Annotated in this window: 16 protein-coding genes; 15 read left to right on the forward strand and 1 reads right to left on the reverse strand. The window is 44.4% G+C overall.

All coding sequences use genetic code 11. From position 1 onward, the window contains the following. Window positions 1–15 precede the first annotated feature (15 nt). The 6 genes from AC3WU2_RS00255 to AC3WU2_RS00280 all read left to right on the forward strand — a co-directional run bounded on the left by AC3WU2_RS00255 (window position 16) and on the right by AC3WU2_RS00280 (window position 11,751). On the forward strand, window positions 16–804 hold the full coding sequence (locus AC3WU2_RS00255; protein WP_492450245.1) for an HAD family hydrolase: 789 nt from the start codon (window positions 16–18) through the stop codon (window positions 802–804). Window positions 805–1,227: 423 nt separating this feature from the next. Continuing rightward, on the forward strand, window positions 1,228–5,103 hold the full coding sequence (locus AC3WU2_RS00260) for a LamG-like jellyroll fold domain-containing protein (RefSeq protein ID WP_492450247.1): 3,876 nt from the start codon (window positions 1,228–1,230) through the stop codon (window positions 5,101–5,103). A gap of 148 nt (window positions 5,104–5,251) precedes the next feature. Continuing rightward, the gene (locus AC3WU2_RS00265) at window positions 5,252–6,520 is read left to right on the forward strand and encodes an S-layer homology domain-containing protein (protein WP_492450249.1); all 1,269 of its coding nucleotides are present in this window, start codon (window positions 5,252–5,254) and stop codon (window positions 6,518–6,520) included. Between the two features lie 38 nt (window positions 6,521–6,558). Next, the gene (locus AC3WU2_RS00270; RefSeq protein WP_492450251.1) at window positions 6,559–7,632 is read left to right on the forward strand and encodes a HupE/UreJ family protein; all 1,074 of its coding nucleotides are present in this window, start codon (window positions 6,559–6,561) and stop codon (window positions 7,630–7,632) included. 517 nt (window positions 7,633–8,149) lie between these two features. Beyond that, window positions 8,150–9,556 carry an MFS transporter gene (locus AC3WU2_RS00275; RefSeq protein WP_492450253.1) on the forward strand — a complete coding sequence of 469 codons (1,407 nt, stop codon included), beginning with the start codon at window positions 8,150–8,152 and terminating at the stop codon, window positions 9,554–9,556. 17 nt (window positions 9,557–9,573) lie between these two features. Beyond that, entirely contained in the window at window positions 9,574–11,751 is a 2,178-nt protein-coding gene (locus AC3WU2_RS00280) for a sulfatase-like hydrolase/transferase (RefSeq protein WP_492450255.1), read from the forward strand. A gap of 26 nt (window positions 11,752–11,777) precedes the next feature. Here the strand turns inward: AC3WU2_RS00280 and AC3WU2_RS00285 are convergent, their stop codons facing one another. Continuing rightward, a complete protein-coding gene (locus AC3WU2_RS00285) occupies window positions 11,778–12,995 on the reverse strand; it encodes an ROK family transcriptional regulator (RefSeq protein WP_492450257.1) in 1,218 nt (405 codons plus the stop codon). A gap of 313 nt (window positions 12,996–13,308) precedes the next feature. Here AC3WU2_RS00285 and AC3WU2_RS00290 point away from each other — a divergent pair, with 313 nt between their 5' ends. The 9 genes from AC3WU2_RS00290 to AC3WU2_RS00330 all read left to right on the forward strand — a co-directional run bounded on the left by AC3WU2_RS00290 (window position 13,309) and on the right by AC3WU2_RS00330 (window position 24,101). Beyond that, window positions 13,309–14,130, forward strand: coding sequence for a purine-nucleoside phosphorylase (locus tag AC3WU2_RS00290; RefSeq protein WP_492450259.1), 822 nt, complete (start codon window positions 13,309–13,311; stop codon window positions 14,128–14,130). Window positions 14,131–14,150: 20 nt separating this feature from the next. Next, window positions 14,151–14,915 (forward strand): deoxyribose-phosphate aldolase, encoded by a 765-nt coding sequence (gene deoC, locus AC3WU2_RS00295; protein WP_492452126.1) that lies wholly within the window; start codon window positions 14,151–14,153, stop codon window positions 14,913–14,915. A gap of 43 nt (window positions 14,916–14,958) precedes the next feature. Further along, a complete protein-coding gene (locus AC3WU2_RS00300) occupies window positions 14,959–16,254 on the forward strand; it encodes an NCS2 family permease (RefSeq protein WP_492450261.1) in 1,296 nt (431 codons plus the stop codon). A gap of 114 nt (window positions 16,255–16,368) precedes the next feature. Beyond that, window positions 16,369–17,013, forward strand: a complete 645-nt coding sequence (locus AC3WU2_RS00305; RefSeq protein ID WP_492450263.1) for a chromate transporter — start codon at window positions 16,369–16,371, stop codon at window positions 17,011–17,013. 3 nt (window positions 17,014–17,016) lie between these two features. Next, complete coding sequence (locus AC3WU2_RS00310) at window positions 17,017–17,553, forward strand: chromate transporter (RefSeq protein ID WP_492450265.1); 537 nt, start codon at window positions 17,017–17,019, stop codon at window positions 17,551–17,553. Between the two features lie 29 nt (window positions 17,554–17,582). Next, a complete protein-coding gene (locus tag AC3WU2_RS00315) occupies window positions 17,583–18,551 on the forward strand; it encodes a formylglycine-generating enzyme family protein (RefSeq protein ID WP_492450267.1) in 969 nt (322 codons plus the stop codon). A gap of 255 nt (window positions 18,552–18,806) precedes the next feature. Continuing rightward, the gene (locus AC3WU2_RS00320; RefSeq protein WP_492450269.1) at window positions 18,807–19,106 is read left to right on the forward strand and encodes a hypothetical protein; all 300 of its coding nucleotides are present in this window, start codon (window positions 18,807–18,809) and stop codon (window positions 19,104–19,106) included. 326 nt (window positions 19,107–19,432) lie between these two features. Further along, a complete protein-coding gene (locus tag AC3WU2_RS00325) occupies window positions 19,433–19,675 on the forward strand; it encodes a hypothetical protein (RefSeq protein WP_492450271.1) in 243 nt (80 codons plus the stop codon). A 55-nt stretch (window positions 19,676–19,730) separates the two neighbouring features. Continuing rightward, complete coding sequence (locus tag AC3WU2_RS00330) at window positions 19,731–24,101, forward strand: S-layer homology domain-containing protein (RefSeq protein WP_492450273.1); 4,371 nt, start codon at window positions 19,731–19,733, stop codon at window positions 24,099–24,101. Window positions 24,102–24,350 lie beyond the last annotated feature (249 nt).

Genomic DNA, 24,350 nt, shown 5'->3' on the forward strand with positions numbered 1-24,350 from the left:
TCAGGAGCGATTGGTATGCCGAAATTGATGATTAACAAGAGAAGCTATTCTGTGAAGGGGATTTTATTTGATAAGGATGGCACACTTCTCGACTTTATCAGTCTTTGGGGATGTTGGAGCGAGTCGTTGTACCGGAATTATTCAAGTAAAGTCTTGGCTGTTGCAACGGATGGGGTCATCGATCCTATCTCGGATTTGTGGGGAACGGTTCATAACGCCGCAGGGCAGGTCACTGATTATAGTAGAAACGGTCCATTGGCCATGGGATCGATTGGCGATATGCTCGCTATATTAGCATGGCAAGGCTACCGACTAGGACTCCCTTGGAGTGAATCCATGCGGTTTGCAAGGGAAAGTAAGCGTCTGGCAGATGAAGAATTGGAACAGGTTCGACCGGCTTATCCGCTGCCGGGAGTTATAGACTTTCTGAAGCAATGCCATGATCAAGGAGTGCCAATGGGCATTGTAACGGCTGATGAGACAGCGGAAGCGGAAAAACATTTAGAGTGGATGGGCATTCGCCAGTTTTTTAAAGTTATTATCGGGAACGATCAGGTGACACAGGGAAAGCCTTTTCCAGAAATGTTAAATAAGGCTTGCCTAGAGCTTGGCTTAGCACCGAATCAAGTGGCCTTGATTGGGGATACCAACAGCGATATGCAGATGGGGAAATCCGCAGGAGCTGCAGTCACTATAGGGTTAATGATGAATAATGCGTCACAATCTAGCGAATACTGGCTCAATGATGCGAATGTACTAGTCTCTTCGTACGCTGAACTTCACTTGGAGGAATCCACAGATTAAGAGACAGGTTTTATCCGGATAGTTTACAGGGATGAGCTCGATGACCACTACCTCAATTGTAGCCTCATGTTTACAATATAAAAATCTAGATTTTACATGCAATTAACCTATTGATCGCGAGTTTATTGTACAGTAATTTTTGAACATACATGTTTTTATCCTATAAAAATTATAAATATCAAAAATATCTTGAACGAAGTCTGGGAGGTGGTGTTTACGGATTGAACTCCGGATCGGAATACGTCTTCTCACAAGCGCACTTGCTCTGATCCGGGTAAGAACAACGCTTGTGCTTGTAGCCCGTTAACGTTTGCTCAGATGAGTCTTTATCATTTTTCCCTACGGTGCGTTTTGTTTTTTACTCAATTTTACGAGATTTTTGAACAGACTCTTAAAAAACTTAAAGTATGGAGGTTTTCTCTAGTGAAAAGAATTTTATCGTTTTCCCTCGTACTAACGATGATGTTCACGATGTTCTCGACCGGCGCATTCGCAGCAACCGATACTGCGAATTCTAACTCTCGTATTGCTTCAATTAAATTCGACAATGATTTGAAGGACGATGTAACTCAACAAGATTTGATAGCAAAAGGGAATTATAGTTTTGTAGAAGGTGTATTATCAGGATCTAAAGCACTGCACTTGGAGAGCGGCAACGGCAATTATATCAGTACGCCGAATAGCTTGAAATTTGGTGAAGAGAGTTTTACGGTATCCTTCTGGTATAAGGGCGACACTAAAAATAATAATGTCATATTATCGAATAAGGATTTTAGTAACGGCGCTAACGCAGGCTGGGCGATTTCCACATCGGCCAATTCGGTCAACATGAATTTCGGATTTCCGACTGCAAAAGTAAAGGATATTTCTTTTGGGCGCAACACGTTTAATGCTTCCGATTGGCGCTACGTGACTTTTGTTGTAGACCGAGATAAAATGCTTGCGTCGCTTTATATTGATGCCTACAAAATGGCTGATACTACGCTGAGACACGGATCGTTAGATACGTCGAATCCATTGGTTATTGGTGGCGACGGATTGGGCAACAAAGGAGGTAATACATTCGATATCGCTGATCTGATGATTTCGAAAGGCGCTATTGGCAGCGATGCAATTGAAGCGAATTATAATAGTTACGCTGGACATGAAGTCGATCTTAACGCACTGAACGACGCCATAACAAAAGCAAATACAATCGTAGCAGGCGGTCTCGATAACGGCTTTAGCCAAACCGATTTTGATGATTTAAAAAAGGTTTTAGATTATGCCAATACGGTTGCAACAACGCAAAAAGTAAAATTTTACACACAGGAAACGATCAATTATTACGCACGTGAACTAAACAACGCCATCTTCATCTATCAAAAAAGCAATAAAACATCAACTCCTGCCGACTTAAATATCACTGTGCACAGCGACCCGGAAATCAATGGTCATCCCGGTTCAAAAGAGAACATAGAAAAAGAGATTAGAAAATCCTTGACTACATTCCCTCAGTCCGACGTCATGTTGATGCCTGGCGACATTACCGGCGGTAACAATGCCAATGAGTATGTGTGGATGGGTTTGATGACGGACGTAGTCAATAAACTTAAAAGTGAGGGCTTATTTGACCATACGAAGTTATATATGGTAAAAGGCAACCATGATATGAACGGCTCCGAAGCATTAATACCTGTCGGTTCGGCGGGCGCGTGGAACGAATCAAAGCAGTCGTACGATAACGATTTTTACAACAGTGCTTATAGAGTAAAGATAAAAGGATATAATTTGATTGGTTTTGACGGAAATATTAACAACAGTAATACAGTGGGAAAAGCTACAAATTTCCTCAACGAAATTAAAAGTGAACCGGATTATGATCCAAAAAAACCGATACTTGCAATGTCTCACTACCCTATTAGCGGAACGGTGTGGGGATCGGCTTGGAGCAGTGGTGCAAGTAATAGTTTCGGCAAATTTATTGCCGACAATGATTTTTCACAGGTGTTCTATATGTCAGGTCATACCCAATACGATCCGACCGACGAACGTTCTCTGTATCAAGGTGCGGCTACGTTTCTCGATTCCGGTGCGGTGTCATATTCCAGTTATCAAGATGATGGTCCGTACGGTGGATATATAGAAGGTGCGTATGGCAGTTATAAAACCACACCTAAAATCGTAAATTTCCTGGAAGTATACGGTTCGAAAATTATTCTCAAACAGTATAATTTAGCTACAGATGAATTTGTAGGCACACCTCGTGTAGTAAATGTTGGCGAAGGCAAAGATGCCTTTACGTATAGCAGGAGCGATACAAAAGAACTTATAGCTCCGCAGTTTGATGGCGGTATTAAGATCGATTCCTTAAAAAGCGGCGAAGTTACTTTTACAATAAAGCAAGCAAATGACAATGTGCGCAATTTTGAATATAATGTTCAGCTTACCAACAAGCTCACCGGGGAAGTGGACAAGTCGTTCAACAGCCTTTCGTATCCGATGGACAAGCCATACGACGAATACAGGCAATACAAGATTACAGGTTTAATGCCGAAAACGCCATATTTACTCAGGGTATTCGCCGATGATTCCATGTATAACCGTTCATACCAGGAAATTGACATTACAACTGAGGGTGCGAAATTAAATAGTATTACTGCGCCTGCAGCGGTATCTGCGAGCAACGGTTCGAACAAGACAGCGGAAGCTCTTGGATTGCCCACAAAAGTAACTCTTGTAACCGATGGAGGAAATGTGGATACAAGTGTGAATTGGGATTTAAGCGGTGTTAGCTACGATCCGGCTATCAAGACGGCGCAGACCTTCTCGGTGCCAGGGACCGTAACCCTGCCTTCCGGAGTTGATAACCCGAACAGCATACCATTGACAACAAGCATTGACGTAACTGTTCTTGCAGCTGGAGAAAGATCTCTATCCCTAGACAAATCCCAGTACAATAAAGGGGAAGCCATTACCCTATCCTATTCTGGGGCAGCGTCAAACGGAAAAGATTGGGTCGGCATCTACAAAACCGGAGCTGTTCCTCCAGGTGCCGGTGTATCTATTACATGGAGTTATTTAAAGTCTGGAAACGGAAGAGTTAGCTTAAGCAATGGACTGGCCCCTGGCACTTATGATGCACTCTTTATGCTCAATGACGGTTATACGATCGTGGATCGCAAGACATTCGAAGTCGTTCAGTCTGTGACGTTAAAGAGCATAACAGCGCCCGCAGCAATCACAGGAATAGCTAACGGAACAGCAAAGACGGCGGAAGCCCTTGGCTTACCTTCTTCCGTTGAACTGGTTACCGATTCAGGAAGTAAGAATGCCAATGTGTCATGGAATGTAGATGCTGCAAACTATGATCCAGCACTAAAGGTAGAACAGACCTTCACGGTAAATGGAACTGTAACCTTGCCTGCAGGTGTTACAAATCCGAACAACGTAGCATTGACAACAAGCATCAGCGTGACTGTGCTGCCGGCGACAACAATGCCTCAGTCTACGTTGACAGGTTTGCAGCAGGTGGCCCCTGGCCAAACATTCGATGTAACGATGGGATTGACTGGCGTTACGGAAAGTGTATACCAGCAAGTATATGGTATGGATTTGACTCTTCACTATGATCCGCAGAATTTGAAGTTCGACTCGGTTGCATCACTGAAGGACGGATTCAACGTCATCGATCAAAAGGAGATTGCACCGGGACAAATCCGAATTGAATTTGCCGGCGTGGGCGCGAACATGCCTGCCCAAGGCGATTTGCTCGCATTCAAATTTACGGTCAAAACTGGAACTCAAGCTACCGATAAGACGACAATTTCTCTAGATAATGTCGTAATTGCCAACGGACAGGGTGATGAGCTGAAGGTCGGTGGTGCCTCCCATGAGATACAAATAAGTATATCTGTAGATAAGTCGTTCTTGAATGCGTTGATCGCAAGCGCTCAGGCCAAGTACAATGCTGCAGTGGAAGGTAATAGAGACGGTCTATACGCGAGTGGATCCAAAGCTCAATTGCAGTCGGCAATTGCTGCGGCGAGTGCGACAGCAAACAATTCGAATGCCACTCAGCAGCAGGTGGATAGTGCGAAAGCGGCACTGGAAGCGGCAATTCAATTGTTTGATACCAAGAAAATAACTGCAGATGTCAATCGAGATGGAAAAATTTCTATTGGTGACTTGGCTATCGTTGCAGGGGTTTACGGCAAACAACAAGGTCAAACAGGCTGGAATGAGAAAGCGGATGTAAATCATGACGGCACTATTGATATTGTAGACCTTGCGATCATAGCCAAAGCGATCTTGCAATAAAACAACGCCGTACCTTGTTTGCTTGATCACATCAGTGAAATTCAGGATGGGATGGAAATACAATGAGGGGATATTTATTAGTATCCCCCTCATTGATCCTCTCCCTCTGAATGTTCAGAAGTATTTTCCGAAAGGACGGATTTCTTCGATGATAACAAAACTATTCTCAGTCAGTCTGACATTGCTTTTGACTGTGCTCTTGCTTCCTTCACTCGTTGTAGATGCAAAAGCCGATCCGTCTTTCGTCCTAACCCTATCGAAAGGAAATGTATCTGCAGGTAAAGATTTCCAAGTTACGGTGAATGGAAAAAATTTAAGCGACATGTATGCATATGAAGTCAATTTAACCTATGATACCAGCCGCTTGGTGTTTGTGAAAGGTGTTAGCGAAAGTAATGGCTTTTCTGTAGATCCTATTGTGAACGGGAATAAGATTCAAATCGCGCATACGCAAATAGGCAATGAACCAGGTCAGAACGGGGATGTAACACTAGCTACATTAACATTTCATGCGGCTAGTCAGGGAACGGCCGACATTGCCTTGGACAGTGTGAAACTGTTGGATTCGCAGTTAGTGTCTACTGTTGTTTCAGGCAATAGCAAGTTATCGGTTGATGTAAAAGCATCGAATGGTGGTAACGGCGGAAATAACGGAAATAACGGAAATAACGGAAATAACGGAAATAACGGAAATAACAATGGAAATAACAATGGAAACAACAACGGAAACAACGGAAACGGTACATCTAAAGCGGATGATGTATTCAACAGTAAAATTGTTAATGGAAAAAAATTAGTTCATGATATAGAGTCCAAGATCGCGGAAGCCAAGAAATTGAATGTTAAGATTGAACTGGCTGACATCAAAGGACACTGGGCCGAGAAGACCGTTAGTACGTTCGTGAAACTGCACGTTGTCGCTGGGTATAAGGATGGAACGTTCCATCCGAACGGTAAAATCACGCGCGCTGAGTTTGCAGCGATCATCTCTCGCGCATTCGATATCATCGGCGGCGATAATCATGCGGTTGTTCTGAATGACATTGACAGTCATTGGGCTAAAGACTCGATTGAGAAACTCACAAGCGCAGGAGTTATTACCGGATACGGAGACGGAACCTTCAAGCCGGACAAAACGATCAGCCGCGAAGAAATGGTCATCATTCTGTCCCGTATTGTCAACTTGAGTAATCTTGACAAAGATGCTTCAAAAGGCAACTTTACGGATATGGCAAGCGCAAGCTCGTATGCGGCAAATCTAATCAAGGATGCTGCGGCAGCGGGTATCATCAACGGCAAGGGCAATGGGGCATTTGATCCGCAAGGAAGCTCCACACGCGCAGAGGCGCTGACGATCATTCTGAATGCCTTGAACCTTCACCCTCAAGTAAAAACACTTTTGGAAGGCTTGAACTAATGGGGGAATGGTCCATTTTATGAAAAGAGGTCCAGCAGATGAACTTACGAACCTTCCTATCCTTCATAATCATCGTATTATTGTTGGGGACTTCCACAACTTCATATGCGCATTCCGCAAGCATGGGTTACTCGGCGATCGTCGTTAAAGGCAACGAGATCAACTATGAACTATTTCTTGATCAAAGAGACTTGCTTGTTCAATTTGATACCAACAAGGATGGTAATCTGGAGAACGAGGAACTGCTACCGGAAAAGGAAGGAATCCAATCGTTTTTACAGAAAGATCTTCAAATCCAAGTAGATTCGAAACCCTTGACGATGGAATTGCTTTCGATGGACGTGACAACAAAGGGTTCCACTAGAGGCGTAGTGTTTCAATTAAAGTTAACCGCCGATGAGGCGATCGAACAGTTTAATATTCATTACAATCTGGTGTTTGCAGATGCGCCTGTTCATACGAGTGGACTCTCGGTTCATTCAACGAATTTTTTCTATCAGGATATTCTTGATATCAATAGAAAAGATATTACGATCACCTTGCCTGAAGCCGAGAATGCTCCGTCCGAGACTGGCTCCGTCCTGTGGAAATACTTTGTACTTGGAATCGAACATATATTAACCGGCTATGATCATTTGCTGTTTTTGTTAGCCTTAGTATTAATCGCATCTCGCTTTACGGATGCGTTGAAGATTGTTACCGCATTTACAATCGCCCATAGCATTACCCTTTTCCTGGTGGCGTCGGGCCGTATTCAGGTCATCCCGTCTTGGGTTGAAGCCTTGATTGCTTTGTCGATCTGTTATGTGGCAGTGGAAAATATATTTGTGCAAAAGGCGAAATGGCGGTGGATATTAACAGCCTTATTTGGCCTGATTCACGGCATGGGCTTCGCCGGAGCTTTGGCCGAAACGGGGCTTCCAAAGGAAAATCTGATTGGCTCACTCTTGATGTTTAATTTAGGTGTGGAAGCGGGCCAGATTATGATCCTATGCCTATTACTTCCTCTCTTGTTATGGCTGCGAAAGTTCCCATGGTATCGTAAAATGATGATCACAACGTCTTGCCTTATATTCGTTTTAGCATTTTATTGGTTGATTGAAAGATTGTAATGAGCATATCGATATCTAAACATTTTTGAAACATTAAAAACGGAGCCTTGCATATTTTAGGGCTCTGTTTTCTAATTGTTTTTACTATTATTGCCTACCCGAATAGCAGTTACGCCGCCTCATTTTTTGAAAATGGATATGGATGCCATATACAGCAACATTCGGGTTATTTCTGCCCTTGCTATTACTGGGAGTGGCTATGATTCATGTGAATAAAATTCAAAATGAGAATAAATGATCAAATGTGCGTTGTGAATACCTTCCAAATAAACGGAAATAGCCATAATACTACGATATACGGATGAAAATTATTTTATATTATAATAAAATAAAAAGGATTTGAACAATTTATCTCAAAATTAAAATAATGCATTTACAAATATCATAAACATCGGTTATCATATGCGTATTGATGATCATCAATTTGAAATTAATGAATTGGAGGCTATGACTGTTAAAGGAAGATTGACATCTAAGATAATTGGCTTGTTATTCAAGATTACAAGGGGGATGGACCATGACTGGTCTACAACAAGAAGAGATCAAGCGTTTAGTCATTAAATGTATGCCTTGGATTCTGCTTTACGAATTTTTCTTCGTATTCAATGAAAGCGTATTCACCTTGATAACGCCAGACTTGTCCAATGAGTTTGGAATTACGCCATCCACGGTAAGCTTGATCGTTACGATTGGTAAATTGTTTTTCGGTATTGCAGCAATCGTCTTCACGGCACTTTCAGATGTGTTCAGTATAAGAAAACTATTGTTGTTTACATGCTTCGCATTTCCGGTCGTCACTTTTATAGGTTTCTTCTCACAATACAGCTTTACGCTGTTGGTTGTGTTTCGCGCTTTATTCTCGATTACGATTGCCTCGCCAGTAGCTCTGGTGCTCGTATTGGCAATCAAATATTTCGATAAGCTTACCGCAGCCAAATATTTCGGATATACTGCCGCTATCTATCAGCTGGGTACAGCATCAGGGAATTTTTTGGGTGGTTATATTACGGACTATTTACACTGGAATGTTACGTTCCTTATCCCCCTGATTACGTTAATCGGTGTACCGATTATTTATAAAAATATGCCAAAGGATGAGGGCAAAAAAGGCTCAATCGATTATATCGGCATAATTTTGTTAACCATTATTAGCACCTTATTGATTACTTACCTTACGTTCAAGATGCAATATACGCTTATGCTTATTTTTGCTCTCATTTTTATTATCATCTTTGCAGTCTACACCGTGAGAGCCAAAGATCCATTCGTCAAGCCCGAGTTGTTTAAGGTGAAGGGAATTATTGCTTCATTAATCGTCTGTGCGCTGTTCTACGGAACACAAATCGGATTTGCTTTTATCTTTCCTTTCATTGTGAAGCAGGTGTACGGAATTTCGACAAGTACATTAGGATTATTCTTTATGTTGACAAATGTGGCGGCATTTATTACAGGTATTTTCTCAGGGCGAATTATCAAATGGATTGGCTATCGTAACATTACTTTACTTGGTGGCGCATTTATTTTTGCAGGTCTAGGTCTAATCGCATTCCTAGTAGGGTTTTCAGTCGTTTTCGTTTTCTTAGGTATGGGGCTCTTCAATATCGGTTACGCGCTATTCTTCTCTGGATATTTGTCAAACTATACGCAATTATTGCCGGAGAATCAGAGAGGGTCAGGTATCGGGCTCGAGAAACTTGTCCTCAATATTGGAAGCTCGCTCGGCGGTGCATTTATGGCGATGTTGTATGGACAGGAGAATATGATGAATAAAATTGTAGACTTCTCGGCCAACGCGAAATCCGCGATGTACAGTAATTTGGCTTTAGTGTTGATGGTAATGATCGCTGCGGCCACTTTGATTTTTGTAAGGGTATTCACGAAGAAATTTAACCGAGTTGAAGAGTTTGGCAAGTCGGTTCATTAGTAGGAGGTAGAAATAACATGCACGAAAATAAATTGCAGCAAAAAAAGGACAAGACAAACGTCGTTTATATCGTCTTCGACGATATGGGGTTTGGAGATTTAGGGTGTTATGGCTCTGAAATTGCTACACCGAATATCGACAGCTTATCTGAAGTGGGTGTTCGCTATAATAACTTTCATGTGACGCCGCTGTGCTCACCTACTCGGGCATCATTACTTACAGGACGAAATCATCATTCCGTGGGCATGTCGACCATTACGAACTTTGATTTAGGGCCGGATTGTCCGAACACAAGAGGCCGGATCTCGCACGAAGCGGGCACGGTTGCGGAGATGCTGAAAGAAAACGGATATAGCACATTTGCGGTTGGCAAATGGCACTTGGCCCCTGTACATCACTCGTCCCCGGCGGGACCGTATGATTACTGGCCGTTAGGCAAAGGATTTCAAAGGTTTTATGGCTTTATGGAAGGTGAAACGGATCAATTCCATCCGGATCTTGTTTATGACAATCATTTTGTACCTCGGCCTCATCGGGAGAATGGAGACTATCACGTATCTGAGGATTTAGTCGACCATGCTAAGCAGTTCATAACCGATCAAACCTCGATTATGCCCGAGAAGCCGTTTTTCCTGTACTTGGCATTCGGAGCACAGCATGTTCCTCACCAAGCGCCGATGGAATACATTCGTAAGTATCAAGGGAAATATCATATTGGTTGGGATGAGGTACGTAAGCAGAGATTCCTTCGTCAGAAGGAACTGGGGATTATACCGCAGGATGCCGAGCTACCGCCATTTAATCCGGACGTTCGCCATTGGGAGACACTAACGGCGGACGAGCAAAAAGTAGCAGCTCGTTTTATGGAAATCTACGCAGGTTTCCTGACGCATACCGATCATCAAATCGGGCGGCTTATCGATTATTTGAAGGATATCGGACAATACGATAATACGATGATTGTACTGCTCTCAGATAATGGTGCAAGCAGCACCGGGCGTTCGAACGGCAGTGTTGACTATTCAAAAATTGTAGAAGGGTACTCGGAGACGCTCGAGGACATTCTCCCTTATTATGAGCAAATGTATGGCGATCGCGTTAGCTGTGAGTATCCTAGCGGCTGGGCTCAAGTATGCAATACACCGCTGCGTTATTATAAGCAGCAGACTTACTTTGGGGGAATCCGTGTACCACTCATCGTGCAAATGCCGAAAGGCGAAGTGGTGCGCAGAGAAACGGTGCGTAAACAGTTCCACTACATTACGGACATCACGCCGACAGTCTTGGATGTACTGGGCATTCAACCGCCAGATACGATTCGAGGTATTCAGCAGATGCCGATCCAAGGCATCAGCATGGCTTATACAATTGCGGAGCCTGAGGCAGCAACACGCCGTATTACCCAGCATTTTGAAATGATGGGGAACCGGGCTATTATTCATGAGGGCTGGAAGGCTGTTACGAATCACCAGCCGGGAACCGCTTTCGAGGACGATGTTTGGGAATTGTTCGATCTGAAGCACGATTATAATGAAGTCAATAATTTGGCTGATAAGCTACCGGAAAAGCTGCAAGAACTCATTCAATTATGGTGGCAGGAGGCGGAAAAGCATGACGTGCTGCCGCTTCGAAACGCGGGCTGGAGAGACCTCGCCAAGGAGAATCCGGAATCGGTAACGGCTCGTAATACGTTCACCTATTATGACGGGGTAGCGATTATTGGCTCGGCCGCAGCACCTCCGACTGTGAACCGCTCGTATTCCATCACGGCTCATATTGAACGTCCGCATTCTTCCTACGAGGGTGTGCTTGTTGCGATGGGTAATTATGATGGAGGCTACACGCTTTATATTCGGAATAACCGTCTTCATTTTGAATATAACCATATGCGTATTCTATATCCAATGGTCGCCGACAGTGAAGTGCCAACCGGTACGTTAGAAATCCGCTTTGCGTTTTCCAAGAAGCCGATGTCTACGGCAGGGATCGGATCCTTATACATTAACGGGGAGCTTGTGGGCGAGAGAGAACTTCCGAATACCTACAAATATAAGATCTCCCGTAAAGGACTTAGCATAGGCCGCGATGCGCTTCCTACCGTAACGGAGACTTACATGGAGCAAGGAGAATTTCCTTACAATGGTACCATCAATAAGGTTGTGTATGTGCTGAGCGACGATAAAGATCCGGCTTGATCGAAATCAAACAAGCCGCATGAGCTTCATGCGGTTTGTTTGTCATCCACAAAATAGTCGAGGACCATGCAGCCGGCACCCACAGACACAACGTTATAGCCTGTAGAAGCCCTAACAATTTGAACACGGCAGTTACGGTAATGCTGAATTCGCTTCTGCACAGTCTCAGCCGTAATCTCATAGAAGCTGGAGTTGACACCTAGAGCGCCTCCAACGACGACTACATCCGGACGAAGTAGATGAATAAGATTGGATATGCCAATTCCATAATAATATGCGGCATCCTTAATGACGGCCTGGCTTAGCGAATCATCCTGTTCGAGCGCATCCAGAATATGATGAAATTGGATATCATCCTCATGGTTCACCATCTCCCGCAAAATGGAGTTGTTACCCCGTTTCATGCGACGAATGATCTCATCGCGAACGGAAGAGAAGCTGCTGTAGGCTTCCAGACAGCCGTGGGCGCCGCATGAGCATTGTCGTCCGTGTACATCAACCGTAATGTGCCCAAGCGACTCGTCCATATCCAAGTTGCTTCCTATTAATTGGCCCTGCAATATGATTCCGCATCGGATGGTAATACCCGAGGAGGTATAGATCAGACTATCCGTATCCTTCCAGTACTTGCTGCGGTATTCGCCGAGGGTTCCCAGATTAATTCCGTTATCAAATAGGACCGTGGTTCGAAGGCGCTGCTGTAGTTCCTGGATTATGTTGACCTCTTCCCAGCCCTGCATCTTCAATTCTGAGGACAAAATCGTTCCTTTTTCCCGGTCGACCGGTCCGATGGCCCCGACGCCGATGCCAAGCAACTTGTCTTCTGGCAAGTTGTGCTCTGCAAGCATCCGCTTCACCTGTTCACAGATGAAGTCGATCGCTAAGTTGGGGGTGCAGGCTTCATTCATCTTTAGCTTGTCCTCATCGATAATGTTCAATTTGAGATCAAGTAGGAGCACCGTTATAAACAAACTGGATATTTCTACGCCAATGACATAATGGGAATCGGGCTTGATGACATAGAGTGCTGGCTTGCGGCCGACTGTGGATTCTCCTAAGCCGCTATCGTAAATCAGTCCGGCTTGTACGAGCTCCTCAACCAAACGGGAGCAGGTGGAGTGCTTGTAACCGGTTTGCTCAACCAGCGTGTTAATTCGGACGGGACCCATCTTGTAAATCAAATTATATAACTGCTTCAAGCTTTTCGTCTTTGGAGACATTAAACCCACAAATTCTTGTAACATGATTTCCTCCAGAATTAGGTTCGTTGTATCTATTGTACACGATTTATGCTGTAGTAGTAAATCGAGCTTTCAAGAGGGAAAAAATTAAAAATGAAATAAATAAATATAAATATTGGAAATGATATCACATTATGGTGTGAAATATATAATAATTATTTTCATTAATATTTGAAAACAATAAAAAGCAACTACATTTTTCTCATTTTGAATTTAATTGTATTTACAATCTATTAGATTTGATTTATGATGATCACATATTAAACGTTACGCCATTATGCCGCAGCGTATCGTAGAAAAAGGGGATGAGAAGTTCATGTCTAATGTCAAGCAGAATATTCAGGAAGCCGCTTCATTTATTGAGAATATGATTGGTTTTCAGCCGCAGGTCGGACTGATACTCGGGTCAGGGTTGGGCATTATTGCCGAGCTCGTCGAAGAAGCGAAAGTCATCCCATACCATTCCATACCGCACTTTCCGGTCTCAACCGTGGAAGGTCATGCCGGAGAACTGGTCGCTGGAAAAATTAACGGGAAACCTGTCGTTATGATGAAAGGTCGATTCCATCTGTATGAAGGATATAATGCCAATTTCGTGACGTTCCCGGTTCGTGTTATGAAGGCGATCGGCGTAAACCAACTTATCGTCACTAACGCTGCGGGCGGCGTGAATATGGATTTTGAGGTCGGTGATCTGATGCTCCTATCCGACCACATTAACAATATGGGAACGAACCCGCTGATCGGACCTAACGACAAAGAGCTTGGACCTCGCTTCCCGGACATGACCGAGGCCTACAGCAAGCGACTGATTCAACTGGCTCACAGGGTTGCAAACGAGCAAAGCTTCACCTTCCGTGAGGGTGTATATATGGGCAATTTAGGTCCGACTTACGAGACACCGGCAGAAGTTCGTCTGGCGCGGGTGTTGGGGGCTGATGCGGTCGGCATGTCGACGGTTCCGGAAGTCATTGTAGCAAGGCATTCCGGCATAGAGGTACTTGGTATTTCCTGCATAACGAACAAAGCGGCAGGCATATTGGATCAGGGGTTATCCCATGATGAAGTAATGGAAGCAACGGAGAAGGTCAAACCGAAATTTTTGCAGTTGGTACTCGGAATCATCAAAGAGTTATAGAAAAGGAGAAGTGGAATATGATGCGTCAGCAAATCGAAGCTATTAAAAATAAACTTGAACCGATTATCGGCTTATTGCCAGCAGAGGAGGGAGAGTTCATCCCTTATTCTCAAGAGAGATTGGCTTCTGTCATTGATCATACGTTGTTGAAGCCAGAAGCGACATCCGAACAAATTATTAAGTTATGTGAGGAAGCCGCGGCGTGGAAGTTCGCTTCCGTATGCGTGAATCCCATTTATGTGAGTCTAGCAGCTGAGAAATTGGCAGGAAGTTCGGTGAAGGTATGTACGGTCATTGGATTTCCACTCGGAGCTTCAGCGCCTGCAGTGAAAGCTACCGAGACGTCGAATGCTTTGAGCGATGGAGCGACCGAGGTCGATATGGTCCTTCCGATTGGACAGCTCAAGTCGGGAGATTACAAGTCGGTATACGACGATATTCGGGGAGTGGTTCGAGCTGCGGGCGATAAGGCCATCGTGAAAGTGATTCTGGAGACGTCTTTATTGACAGAAGAAGAGAAGATAGCTGCTTGCCTCCTAGCGAAGAAAGCAGGTGCTGACTACGTTAAAACTTCAACCGGATTTGGCGGTGGAGGCGCTACGGTGGAGGATATCGCACTGATGCGGACGGTAGTAGGTCCTTTCATGGGTGTAAAGGCTTCGGGAGCGGTAAGAAGTCAAAAGGATGCGCTTGCCATGTTAGCTGCCGGAGCGACAAGGATTGGGGCTAGCTCCTCTGTTGCCATCGTTCAAGGAGAACCTTCAACGGCAAGTGGCAGTTACTAGAACTGGTGAGTAATGGGGCAAAGAGAAAGAAGGTTCTATACGAATGAATGGACAAGTCAATCGACTGAAGGAAGGTGTTCTCCCGGTTGCGGTGAGGCGCGAGATACTCGCAGGAATGGTTTCGTTTGTTACCATTGTATACATTATAGCTGTAAATTCGTCCATCTTGAAGGATGCAGGGATACCGCTTGAGGCAGGCATCATTGGTACGGCTTTAACTTCCTTCGTGGGGTGTCTGCTGATGGGCTTTTTTGCGAAAACCCCTATTATCCTAGTACCAGGCATGGGTATCAATGCATTGTTTACGTATACGGTCGTGCAAACGATGGGGCTGTCGTGGCAGGAAGCGTTAGGGGCTGTCTTTATGGCGGGCGTGATGTTTGCTTTGATTGCTTTCACTCCGCTGGCCAAGATGATATCGTTGGCTATTCCCGACTCGCTTAAGGAAGCGACGACCGTGGGGATTGGGTTGTTTTTAACATTCATTGGGTTGCAAAAAGGAGGTATCGTGATTGCCAACCAGCAGACGTTCTTGGCGCTTGGCGATTTCGGGTCTCCCTCTACACTTATAACGATTATAACGTTGATCGTTGCCATAATCCTGTTTACCCGCAATATACCTGCGAATTTTCTGATTAGTATAGCCGCGGGCACGATATTAGCGATCACCTTCGGCCAAGTCAACATAAGCGATGCATTAAGTAGTACCCATTTTTCGATGCAAGCCTATTGGCCTGTGCTAGGAGGATTGTCTTTCGAAAAGGTAACATCGGTGACGTTTTGGGTTGCTACATTTACGCTTGCTCTAGTGGTTGTATTCGAAAATATTGGGATGATTCACAGTCATTTGAGGATGACCGGCGAGCCGGAGAAGTTCGATCGATCCCTGCAGATTAACGCAATTTCTGTTATTACTGCTGGATTATTCGGAACGAGTCCGACGGTCTCGACGGTAGAAAGTGCTGCAGGAATCGCCACCGGTGGCAGGAACGGGCTTACGGCAATCACCACCGGAATCTTATTCTTGATCTCGATCTTCTGTATACCGGTCATAAAGTTGATTCCGGATAGTGCTATTGCTCCAATTTTGATTATTGTAGGCGGGCTGATGATTTCAGGGGTTCAGCGTATTCATTTTGATCAGTTTTCCGAAGGGTTTCCGGCTTTTCTTACTGTCGCACTAATTCCGCTAACCTATAGTATTGTCGATGGCATGGCGTTCGGATTTATTTCTTATGTCATTCTGAAAGTATCGACGGGCAAGGCGAAGGAAGTTTCGCTGCCGCTTTATATCGTTGCTGGTTTATTTCTAATCAATTTTGTATTGCATGCCATGTAGTCTTATGAAGAAGGGGGCTGGCAGTATACCGGCTCCCATTAATGATAAGGAAGGGTTAGAAACCCTTCTTTATTGTTTGTTATAGCACTTAAATATTGAAAGAGGTGGTTCAGGATGGCGAGAGCTTTTATGAAACAGCTGTGGAGTATTTTTTGGACTTTTTTTAAAATCGGACCGTCCACATTCGGCGGCGGCTACGCCATGATTCCGGTTATTGAGAGAGAGGTTGTGGAGAAACGGCAGTGGGTTTCCAAAACCGAAATGTCCGATGTGCTTTCCATTGCAGGTTCGGCTCCTGGAGGAATTGGGGTCAATGCTTCGGCGTTTATCGGATACCGGCTGGCCAGAGTGCCGGGTGCGATTGCAGCTGTGATTGGCATTACATTACCTACTTTTCTTATCACATTTACACTTAGCCTTATTTTTACCCAAATTGAGCATAATACTAAAATCGCAGCTGCCTTAGAAGGAATTCATTACGCGATTGTCGGACTAATCATCATTGCAGCGATCAAGATGGGAAAGTCGGCTATATTTGATAAAACGACGTTTGCAACGATGATCGGTACGGTGACTATTTTCCTGACCACCACGATTCACCCTTTATTCGTGATTCTATTTGGTCTATTCGTCGGCATTATTTTTGTTTCTATTAAAGAAAAGCTGGGAATCGATGTAAAGCTGGAAAAGGAAGAGGCAACGAGCGAGACTACTGGAACGTACCATGCCGATTATTTTACAGCGAAAGGATTTAGATGAGCTATGCTATGGAACTTATTTATCACATTTTTGAAGATCGGCTTCATCTCTTTCGGCGGCGGCTATGCGATGATCCCGATCATTCAGCTTGAGGTGGCCTCGCATCATTGGCTGACCGAAGAAGCATTTACCGATGCCGTGGCATTGGCCGGAATGGCTCCGGGGCCTATTGCAACCAATACCGCTACACTGATTGGATATAAGACCGCGGGAGTTCCTGGCGCAATTATGTCTACTGTAGGAATCGTACTTCCCTCTCTTATCTTAATGATCCTCATTACCGCAATTTTCTATAAAATTTATCGCAACAAATGGGTCAGATCGTCCTTTTACGGTCTGCGCCCGATTATAACGGGTTTGATTATTTATGCCGCTATCCATTTCGGGTTTTCCGGAGTGGGCCTTAGTAACCTTACATGGAAAACTTTCGTTGGTCTTCTGATCACCGGAGGTGTGATTATAGGCGTTATGAAATATAAAATGCATCCCATGTTAGTAATTTTAGTATCCGGATTATTAGGTGTCGTATTTTTCGGTTAACCCCGATATTGGGAAGGAGTGGACTTATAATGACTGAATCAATCGATAAACCCTCTTGCTGCTCCGTATCTAGAAATAACGTCCTTACTTTGACCTCATTTGAAAAAAAGAAAGAAAAACAGCCTGTCACGATATCGCGGTCTGCCAAGCAGGATATGATTTATTTGCCGGGTGGAGAGTTTCTTATGGGCACCAATGATCAGGAGGGTTATCCTTCTGATGGAGAAGGGCCTGCTCGTTCCGTAGTCGTCAGTCCGTTTTATATAGATCCGTATACAGTAACAAATTTGGAATTCAAGAACTTCGTAAACGCTACAGGGTATGTGACGGAAGCGGAGAAGTTCGGATGGTCGTTCGTGTTTCATCTGTTTGTTCCTGAGAACGGTATTAAGATTCTAGGCTCACCTATACAAACCCCATGGTGGCTTGCCGTTGAAGGTGCCTGCTGGAGCGATCCGGAAGGAACAGGGTCAGGGATAGAAGATAAACTGGACCATCCGGTTATTCATGTTTCCTGGAACGATGCGATGGCATACTGCCTTTGGGCGGGAAAACGGCTGCCGACAGAAGCGGAGTGGGAGTTTGCGGCTCGGGGAGGCTTGGTTCAGAAGAAATATCCTTGGGGAGATGAGCTCAAACCTGGTGGCAAACATATGTGCAATATATGGCAGGGGAAGTTCCCGGTAAAGAACCACGCGAGCGACGGATTTCTCGGAACAGCGCCTGTAAAGTCCTTCGAGCCCAATGGGTACGGATTGTATCAAGTGGCGGGCAATGTTTGGGAATGGTGCTCGGACTGGTTTAGCCCAACCTTCCACGTGGACGGGCCTCGGGTTAACCCCGTCGGTCCGCCTAGCGGGACAAGTCGAACGATGCGCGGGGGCTCATATTTGTGCCACAAATCTTACTGCAATCGCTATCGCATCGCTGCCCGAAGCCAGAATACCCCGGACAGCTCTACGGGGAACATTGGCTTCCGCTGTGCGGCTGATGCTTAAATCAAATGAAACTTGAGACGGCTCGCTCATAGGGTGTCCTTCATGTTAGCTGACACGCATGCAATTTGCAAGTCAAATGCGTTAATCACAAGTGCTCAGGCTAAATAATAATATTCAAGTGCAGTTCATTTGTGAAATGTGGATGTCGATTATATAATATTTCTATAATGTATAAGCTAATCGGAGGAGCCTGTCACCAAGGCTCCTGTTTGTCGTTTTCGGGCATAATGCGCTTTTACGTGAAGGAGGGGAATAATGAATTCAATCTCAGCATTGTCCTATTACAAGGTGGAGAGGAACATTTCTGGATTAGAACAAACGATTCACAAGCAGGAGAGATGGATCTATTTATACCAGGAGAAGGTTGTTACAGCGTATCGAGAGTTTCCAATTCAGGAGGTATATGATATTTCATATCGATCCATGGGAAGGGATGGAGGGATGTTGTACTTGCACACGCTGCAAGGTGTTTATTCGTATACAATTACTGAAGATCCTCAATCGTTCCTTGAAGCGTATAAGGCTCTTGTTCATGAAGAGGTCGATACAATCTGAGACGGAGATGAAAAGAGAAGTAATATTTATCAAACAAAGAGATTGTGTCTATCGACACCATCTCTTTTTTAATACAAATTTTTTGTATTCACGGATGCTCGCTTTCCCTTCAGGGAATTTCGAATCATATGACACTAGATTGTTCACATCCCCGTTCGTATCGAGCGAGGAAGAGATTTACATAATATTCACGTTGGATTAATAGTCCGTTGACAGTGTTAGCGTACAATATTTTTTGTACGTAAGAAAGATGACATAATGATATCATCGAAAACGCCCAAGCTAAGTACGATGCAGCAGTGGAAGGTAACGAGGACGGTCAGTATGTGGCTGGTTCCAAAGCGCAATTGCAGTCGGCTATCGATGCAGCGCGTGCGACAGCAAGCGATTCGAATGCGACGCCAGAGCAGGTGAATCAAGCGAAAGCGGCATTAAAAGCGGCTATTCAACTGTTTGACAAGCAGAAAATCAGCGCAGATCTGAGTGGAGACGGAAAAATCTCTGTTGGCGACTTGGCGATTGTTGCAGGAGGATACGGCAAGCAATCAGCCCAAGCGGCTCTGCAATAAAACTTACTTAGCAAATGGATGGCTTTTTACTTAAAATGATGGAGGTTTTTCTGTAATGAAAAGAATTTTATCCGTTACGCTCGTACTAACGATGATGTTCGGTATGGTATCGACCAGCGCATACGCAGCAATCGATACTGCCAGCGCAAATGCCAACCCTCTTATTGCATCGATGAAATTCGACAATAATTTGAAGGACGATGCAAACCAAGAAGATTTGATAGCAAATGGGAATTATAGTTTTGTAGAGGGTGTAATACCCGGGACCAAAGCGCTGCATTTAGAAAGCGGAAACGGCAATTATGTCAGTACGCCGCACAGCTTGAATTTTGGTGAAGAGAGTATTACCGTATCCTTCTGGTATAAAGGCGACACGAATAAAAATCAGGTCATATTATCCAACAAGGATTTTAGTAACGGTTCTAACGCAGGCTGGGCAATTTACACATCGGCCAATTCGGTCAACATGAATTTAGGCTTCCCGACCGCAAAAGATAAGAACATTTCCTTTGGGCGCAATACGTTTGATGCTTCCAATTGGCGTCACGTGACTTATGTTGTAGACAGAGATAAAATGCTCGGATCGTTGTATATTGATGGTTACGAAATGGCCGAAACGACGCTGAAGCATGGAACGTTAGATACATCGAACCCATTAAAAATAGGTGTCGACGGATTGGGGAACCTCGGCGGTAATTCATTCGATATCGATGATCTGATGATTTGGAAAGGCGTATTAAGCAATGATGTCGTTCAAGCGAAATATAATAGTTACGATGTCAATAAAGTAGATTTGACCGAACTTAACGACACACTTGCAAAAGCAAATGCAATCATAGCAGGCGGTCTCGGCAACGGCTTCAGCCAAACCGATTTTGATTATTTGAAAAAGGTTTTGAATACGGCCAATGCAGTTGCGACAACGCAAAAAGAAAAATTATATACACAGGAAACGATCAATTATTACGAACGTGAACTAACCAATGCCATTTTCATCTATCAAAAAAGCAATAAAACAGCAACGCCCGCCGATTTAAATATGATTGTGGACAGCGACACGGAAATCAGTGATAATCCCAAAGCAATCGAGCGCGTGGAAAATGATTTCAGAACAAGCTTGAAGTTATTCCCGCAAGCCGACGTCTTTTTGATTCCCGGCGACGTTACCGGCGGTAACAATGCCATCGAATATCTGTGGATGGGCGAGCTGACAAAGGTCTACAATAAACTGAAATCTGAAGGCTTATTTGACAATATCGCGTTGTATTTGGTACGAGGCAACCATGATATGGTTAAAGGTAGTGTCCAAGATTTAATTCCTGTCGGTTCGGCGGGAGCGTGGAACGAAACTAAGCAATCGTACGATAACAATTTTTTTAACGATGCTTATCGGGTCAAGATCAAGGGATATAACCTGGTAGTATTTGACGGAAATTATGACAACACCAACACGTCTGGAAAAGCGAAGAATTTCCTGGATCAAATTACAAAAGAATCGGATTACGATCCAACCAAACCGATCTTTGTCTCATCCCACTTCCCGATCAGCGGTACCAATTGGGGATCGGCATGGAGCACCGCGGCAAGTAATAATGTAGGTAAATATATTGCCGACAATAATTTGTCGCAGGTCGTCTATCTGTCAGGTCATACGCATTACGACCCGACCGACGAACGTTCTCTCTTCCAAGGTGCGGCTTCGTATTTCGATGCCGGTTCGACGAATTATTCCAGTTATATTGATGCCGGTCCGTACGGCGGTTATATTGAAGGCGATTATATCAATTATCATACCACGCCTCGCATCGCGAATTTCTTAGAGGTTTACGGTACCAAAGTGATCATCAAACATTATAATTTAAGTACAAATGAATTCGTAGGCATACCTTCTGTAGTCTACGTTGGCGAAGGTAAAGATGCCTTTACGTATAGCAAGAGCGATATTAGAGAACTCATCGCGCCGCAGTTTGATGAGGACCTTAAGATCAAATCCTTAAAAAGCAACGAAGTTATTTTTACAATGAAGCAAGCGAATGACAATATTCGGGTGTTGGAATACAATGTTCAGCTGATCAACAAGTTGACGGGAGAAGTGGACAAATCGTTCAACAGTCTTTCGCTGCCGCTAGACAAACCATTCGATGATCATAGGGAGTACAAGATTACGGGTTTGTCGCCGAAAACGCAATATACACTCCGAGTATTTGCTGCGGATTCCATGTATAACCGTTCATCGCAAGACATTGACATTACAACGGAGGGTGCTGTATTAAGCAGCATCACTGCACCAGCTGACAAAACAGCCGTAGACAACGGAACAGCAAAGACAGCGGCAGCTCTTGGTTTGCCGAAAATGGTGAAATTGGTTGCCGAGGATGGAAGCAGCTTTGATGCCAATGTGACATGGGATGTAGACGCATCAAGCTATGATCCATCGCTAAAGACTGCGCAAACCTTCACTGTAAATGGCGTTGTAACCTTGTCTGAAGGGATCACAAATCCAAACAACGTACCATTAACAACAAGCATCAAAGTAACGGTAGATAGTGTACCGGCAGTCTTTATGAAGGCAGCTGACTACACCTCCATGAACGACGTACGGATTGTTGAAGATACCAGTGACATTGGCGGTGACAAAATTGTCGGATATCTTGCTGCAGGTTCCTGGATGGAATACACGAACATTGATATTCCAGTAACCGGAACATATACCCTGCAATACAGGGTGGCTGTCAATAATGAAGGAGCAGCAGTCAGTTTTGAAGTAGATGGAGTTCCGCAAAAGACAACATCATTACCTAAATCGGGGGGCTGGTCGAGTTGGATAACAGTATCCGATAATATTACACTAACGTCCGGAAAGCATACAATAAGGCTAGCGGTACCTGCAAATGGATATAACATCAACTGGTTCAAACTGTTTGTACAGGAGGCTAAGATGCCTCAGTCTTCTTTGACAGGTTTACAGCAGGTGAACCGAGGCCAATCGTTCGATCTGACGATGGGGCTGACCGACGTTACGCAAAGCACACACCAGTCGGTGTATGCCCAAGATTTGACGCTTCACTTTGATCCGACGATTTTACAGCTTGATTCGATTACATCATTGAAGGACGGATTCCAAGTCGTCGGTCAAAAGGAGACAGCGCCGGGACAAATTCGGATTATTGCTTCTAGCGTTGGTGCGAACGTGCCTACCCAAGGCGATTTGCTTGCATTCAAATTTACGGCCAAAGCTGCAACGCAAGCTTCTGCTAAGACGACAGTATCGATCGATAATGTTGTCATTGCCAACGAACAGGGAAATGAGCAGCAGGTAGGTGGTGCCTCCCATGAGGTAACCGTGTCCAAGGACGGCGGTCAAGTTGGCACAATTCCTGCTATACCTACAAGCTTGAAAGCAAAAGCAGCAAGTACGTCACAAATCAATGTAACATGGAAAAATTCTGCTGATGCAACAGGTTATGACTTGATGGTAGATGGGGCGATTCACACGGATGTTGCAAATCCATTCGCACACACAGGACTTGCTGCAAACACAAGCCATACCTATAAGGTGAGAGCTAAAAATGCGGCAGGAGCTAGTGAATGGAGTACACAGGTAACGGAAAGCACGGAGAGCGAAAAGCCTGAGCCAAAGCCAGATCCAAAACCAGATCCAAAACCAAAACCAGAACCGAAGCCTGAACCAAAACCAGATCCAAAACCAGATCCAAAACCAGATCCAAAACCAGATCCAAAACCTGAACCAAAGCCGAAAGATCATGTATTCAACGACAAGATTGTTAATGTAGAAAAATTAATGGAAGCGATCAAGGCCAAAGTAGAGGAAGCCAAGAAATCGAATGAAGAGCTTGACCTCACTGACTTGAAAGGACACTGGGCTGAAAAGACCCTTGCTGCGTTCGCGAAGCTGCAAGTATTCACTGGGTTTGAGGATGGCACGTTCCGTCCGAACAGTCCAATTACACGCGCTGAGTTTGCAGCGATCATCGCTCGCGTATTCGATATCCATGCTGGCAGCGCTAAAGATGTGGTTGAACTGAACGACATTAACAGTCATTGGGCTAAAGACGCGATTAATAGCCTTGCAAGCGCAGGCGTTATTAACGGATACGGAGACGGAACCTTCAAGCCGAATAAAACGATCAGCCGCGAAGAAATGGTTATCATTCTGTCCCGTATTGTCAATCTGAGTAATGTTGACAAAGATGATTCCAAAGGCAACTTCACGGATATGTCAAGCGCAAGCTCTTATGCAGTGAATCTAATTAAAGATGCGGCAAAAGCTGGCATCATCAACGGCAAGGGCGATGGGGTATTTGATCCGAAAGGAAACTCCACACGTGCAGAGGCTCTGACGATCATCCTGAATGCATTGAACCTTAATCCTCAAATTAAAACAATCTTAAACAGCTTGAACTAATCCTCTTCTGCTGAGGAAGTAAGATTTATCAAAAAAAGAGATGGTGTTCTTCCGACATCATCTCTTTTTTGCATATTTCCTGGTAATAAATATTAACCATATATCTGGCGGACAACAGCAGCGGGTTGCGATATCAAGAGCGCTGACGACGAAGCCTTCCTTAAGCTGTCTCCGGTACTTTACTGGAGACAGCTTATTTAACTTTCGTGTGCGGTCGATGTTGGTTATAAAATCGGTGCAGAATTTTAA

The organism is Paenibacillus sp. EB106-05-06-XG162, from assembly GCF_058791655.1.

What these genes read in the sequence shown, in the direction of transcription:
- AC3WU2_RS00255 (WP_492450245.1), top strand. Translation starts at nt 16, where the DNA reads ATGCCGAAATTGATGATTAACAAGAGAAGCTATTCTGTGAAGGGGATT.
- AC3WU2_RS00265 (WP_492450249.1), top strand. Translation starts at nt 5,252, where the DNA reads ATGATAACAAAACTATTCTCAGTCAGTCTGACATTGCTTTTGACTGTG.
- AC3WU2_RS00270 (WP_492450251.1), top strand. Translation starts at nt 6,559, where the DNA reads ATGAACTTACGAACCTTCCTATCCTTCATAATCATCGTATTATTGTTG.
- AC3WU2_RS00275 (WP_492450253.1), top strand. Translation starts at nt 8,150, where the DNA reads ATGACTGGTCTACAACAAGAAGAGATCAAGCGTTTAGTCATTAAATGT.
- AC3WU2_RS00280 (WP_492450255.1), top strand. Translation starts at nt 9,574, where the DNA reads ATGCACGAAAATAAATTGCAGCAAAAAAAGGACAAGACAAACGTCGTT.
- AC3WU2_RS00285 (WP_492450257.1), bottom strand. Translation starts at nt 12,995, where the DNA reads ATGTTACAAGAATTTGTGGGTTTAATGTCTCCAAAGACGAAAAGCTTG.
- AC3WU2_RS00290 (WP_492450259.1), top strand. Translation starts at nt 13,309, where the DNA reads ATGTCTAATGTCAAGCAGAATATTCAGGAAGCCGCTTCATTTATTGAG.
- deoC (WP_492452126.1), top strand. Translation starts at nt 14,151, where the DNA reads ATGCGTCAGCAAATCGAAGCTATTAAAAATAAACTTGAACCGATTATC.
- AC3WU2_RS00300 (WP_492450261.1), top strand. Translation starts at nt 14,959, where the DNA reads ATGAATGGACAAGTCAATCGACTGAAGGAAGGTGTTCTCCCGGTTGCG.
- AC3WU2_RS00305 (WP_492450263.1), top strand. Translation starts at nt 16,369, where the DNA reads ATGGCGAGAGCTTTTATGAAACAGCTGTGGAGTATTTTTTGGACTTTT.
- AC3WU2_RS00310 (WP_492450265.1), top strand. Translation starts at nt 17,017, where the DNA reads ATGCTATGGAACTTATTTATCACATTTTTGAAGATCGGCTTCATCTCT.
- AC3WU2_RS00315 (WP_492450267.1), top strand. Translation starts at nt 17,583, where the DNA reads ATGACTGAATCAATCGATAAACCCTCTTGCTGCTCCGTATCTAGAAAT.
- AC3WU2_RS00320 (WP_492450269.1), top strand. Translation starts at nt 18,807, where the DNA reads ATGAATTCAATCTCAGCATTGTCCTATTACAAGGTGGAGAGGAACATT.
- AC3WU2_RS00330 (WP_492450273.1), top strand. Translation starts at nt 19,731, where the DNA reads ATGAAAAGAATTTTATCCGTTACGCTCGTACTAACGATGATGTTCGGT.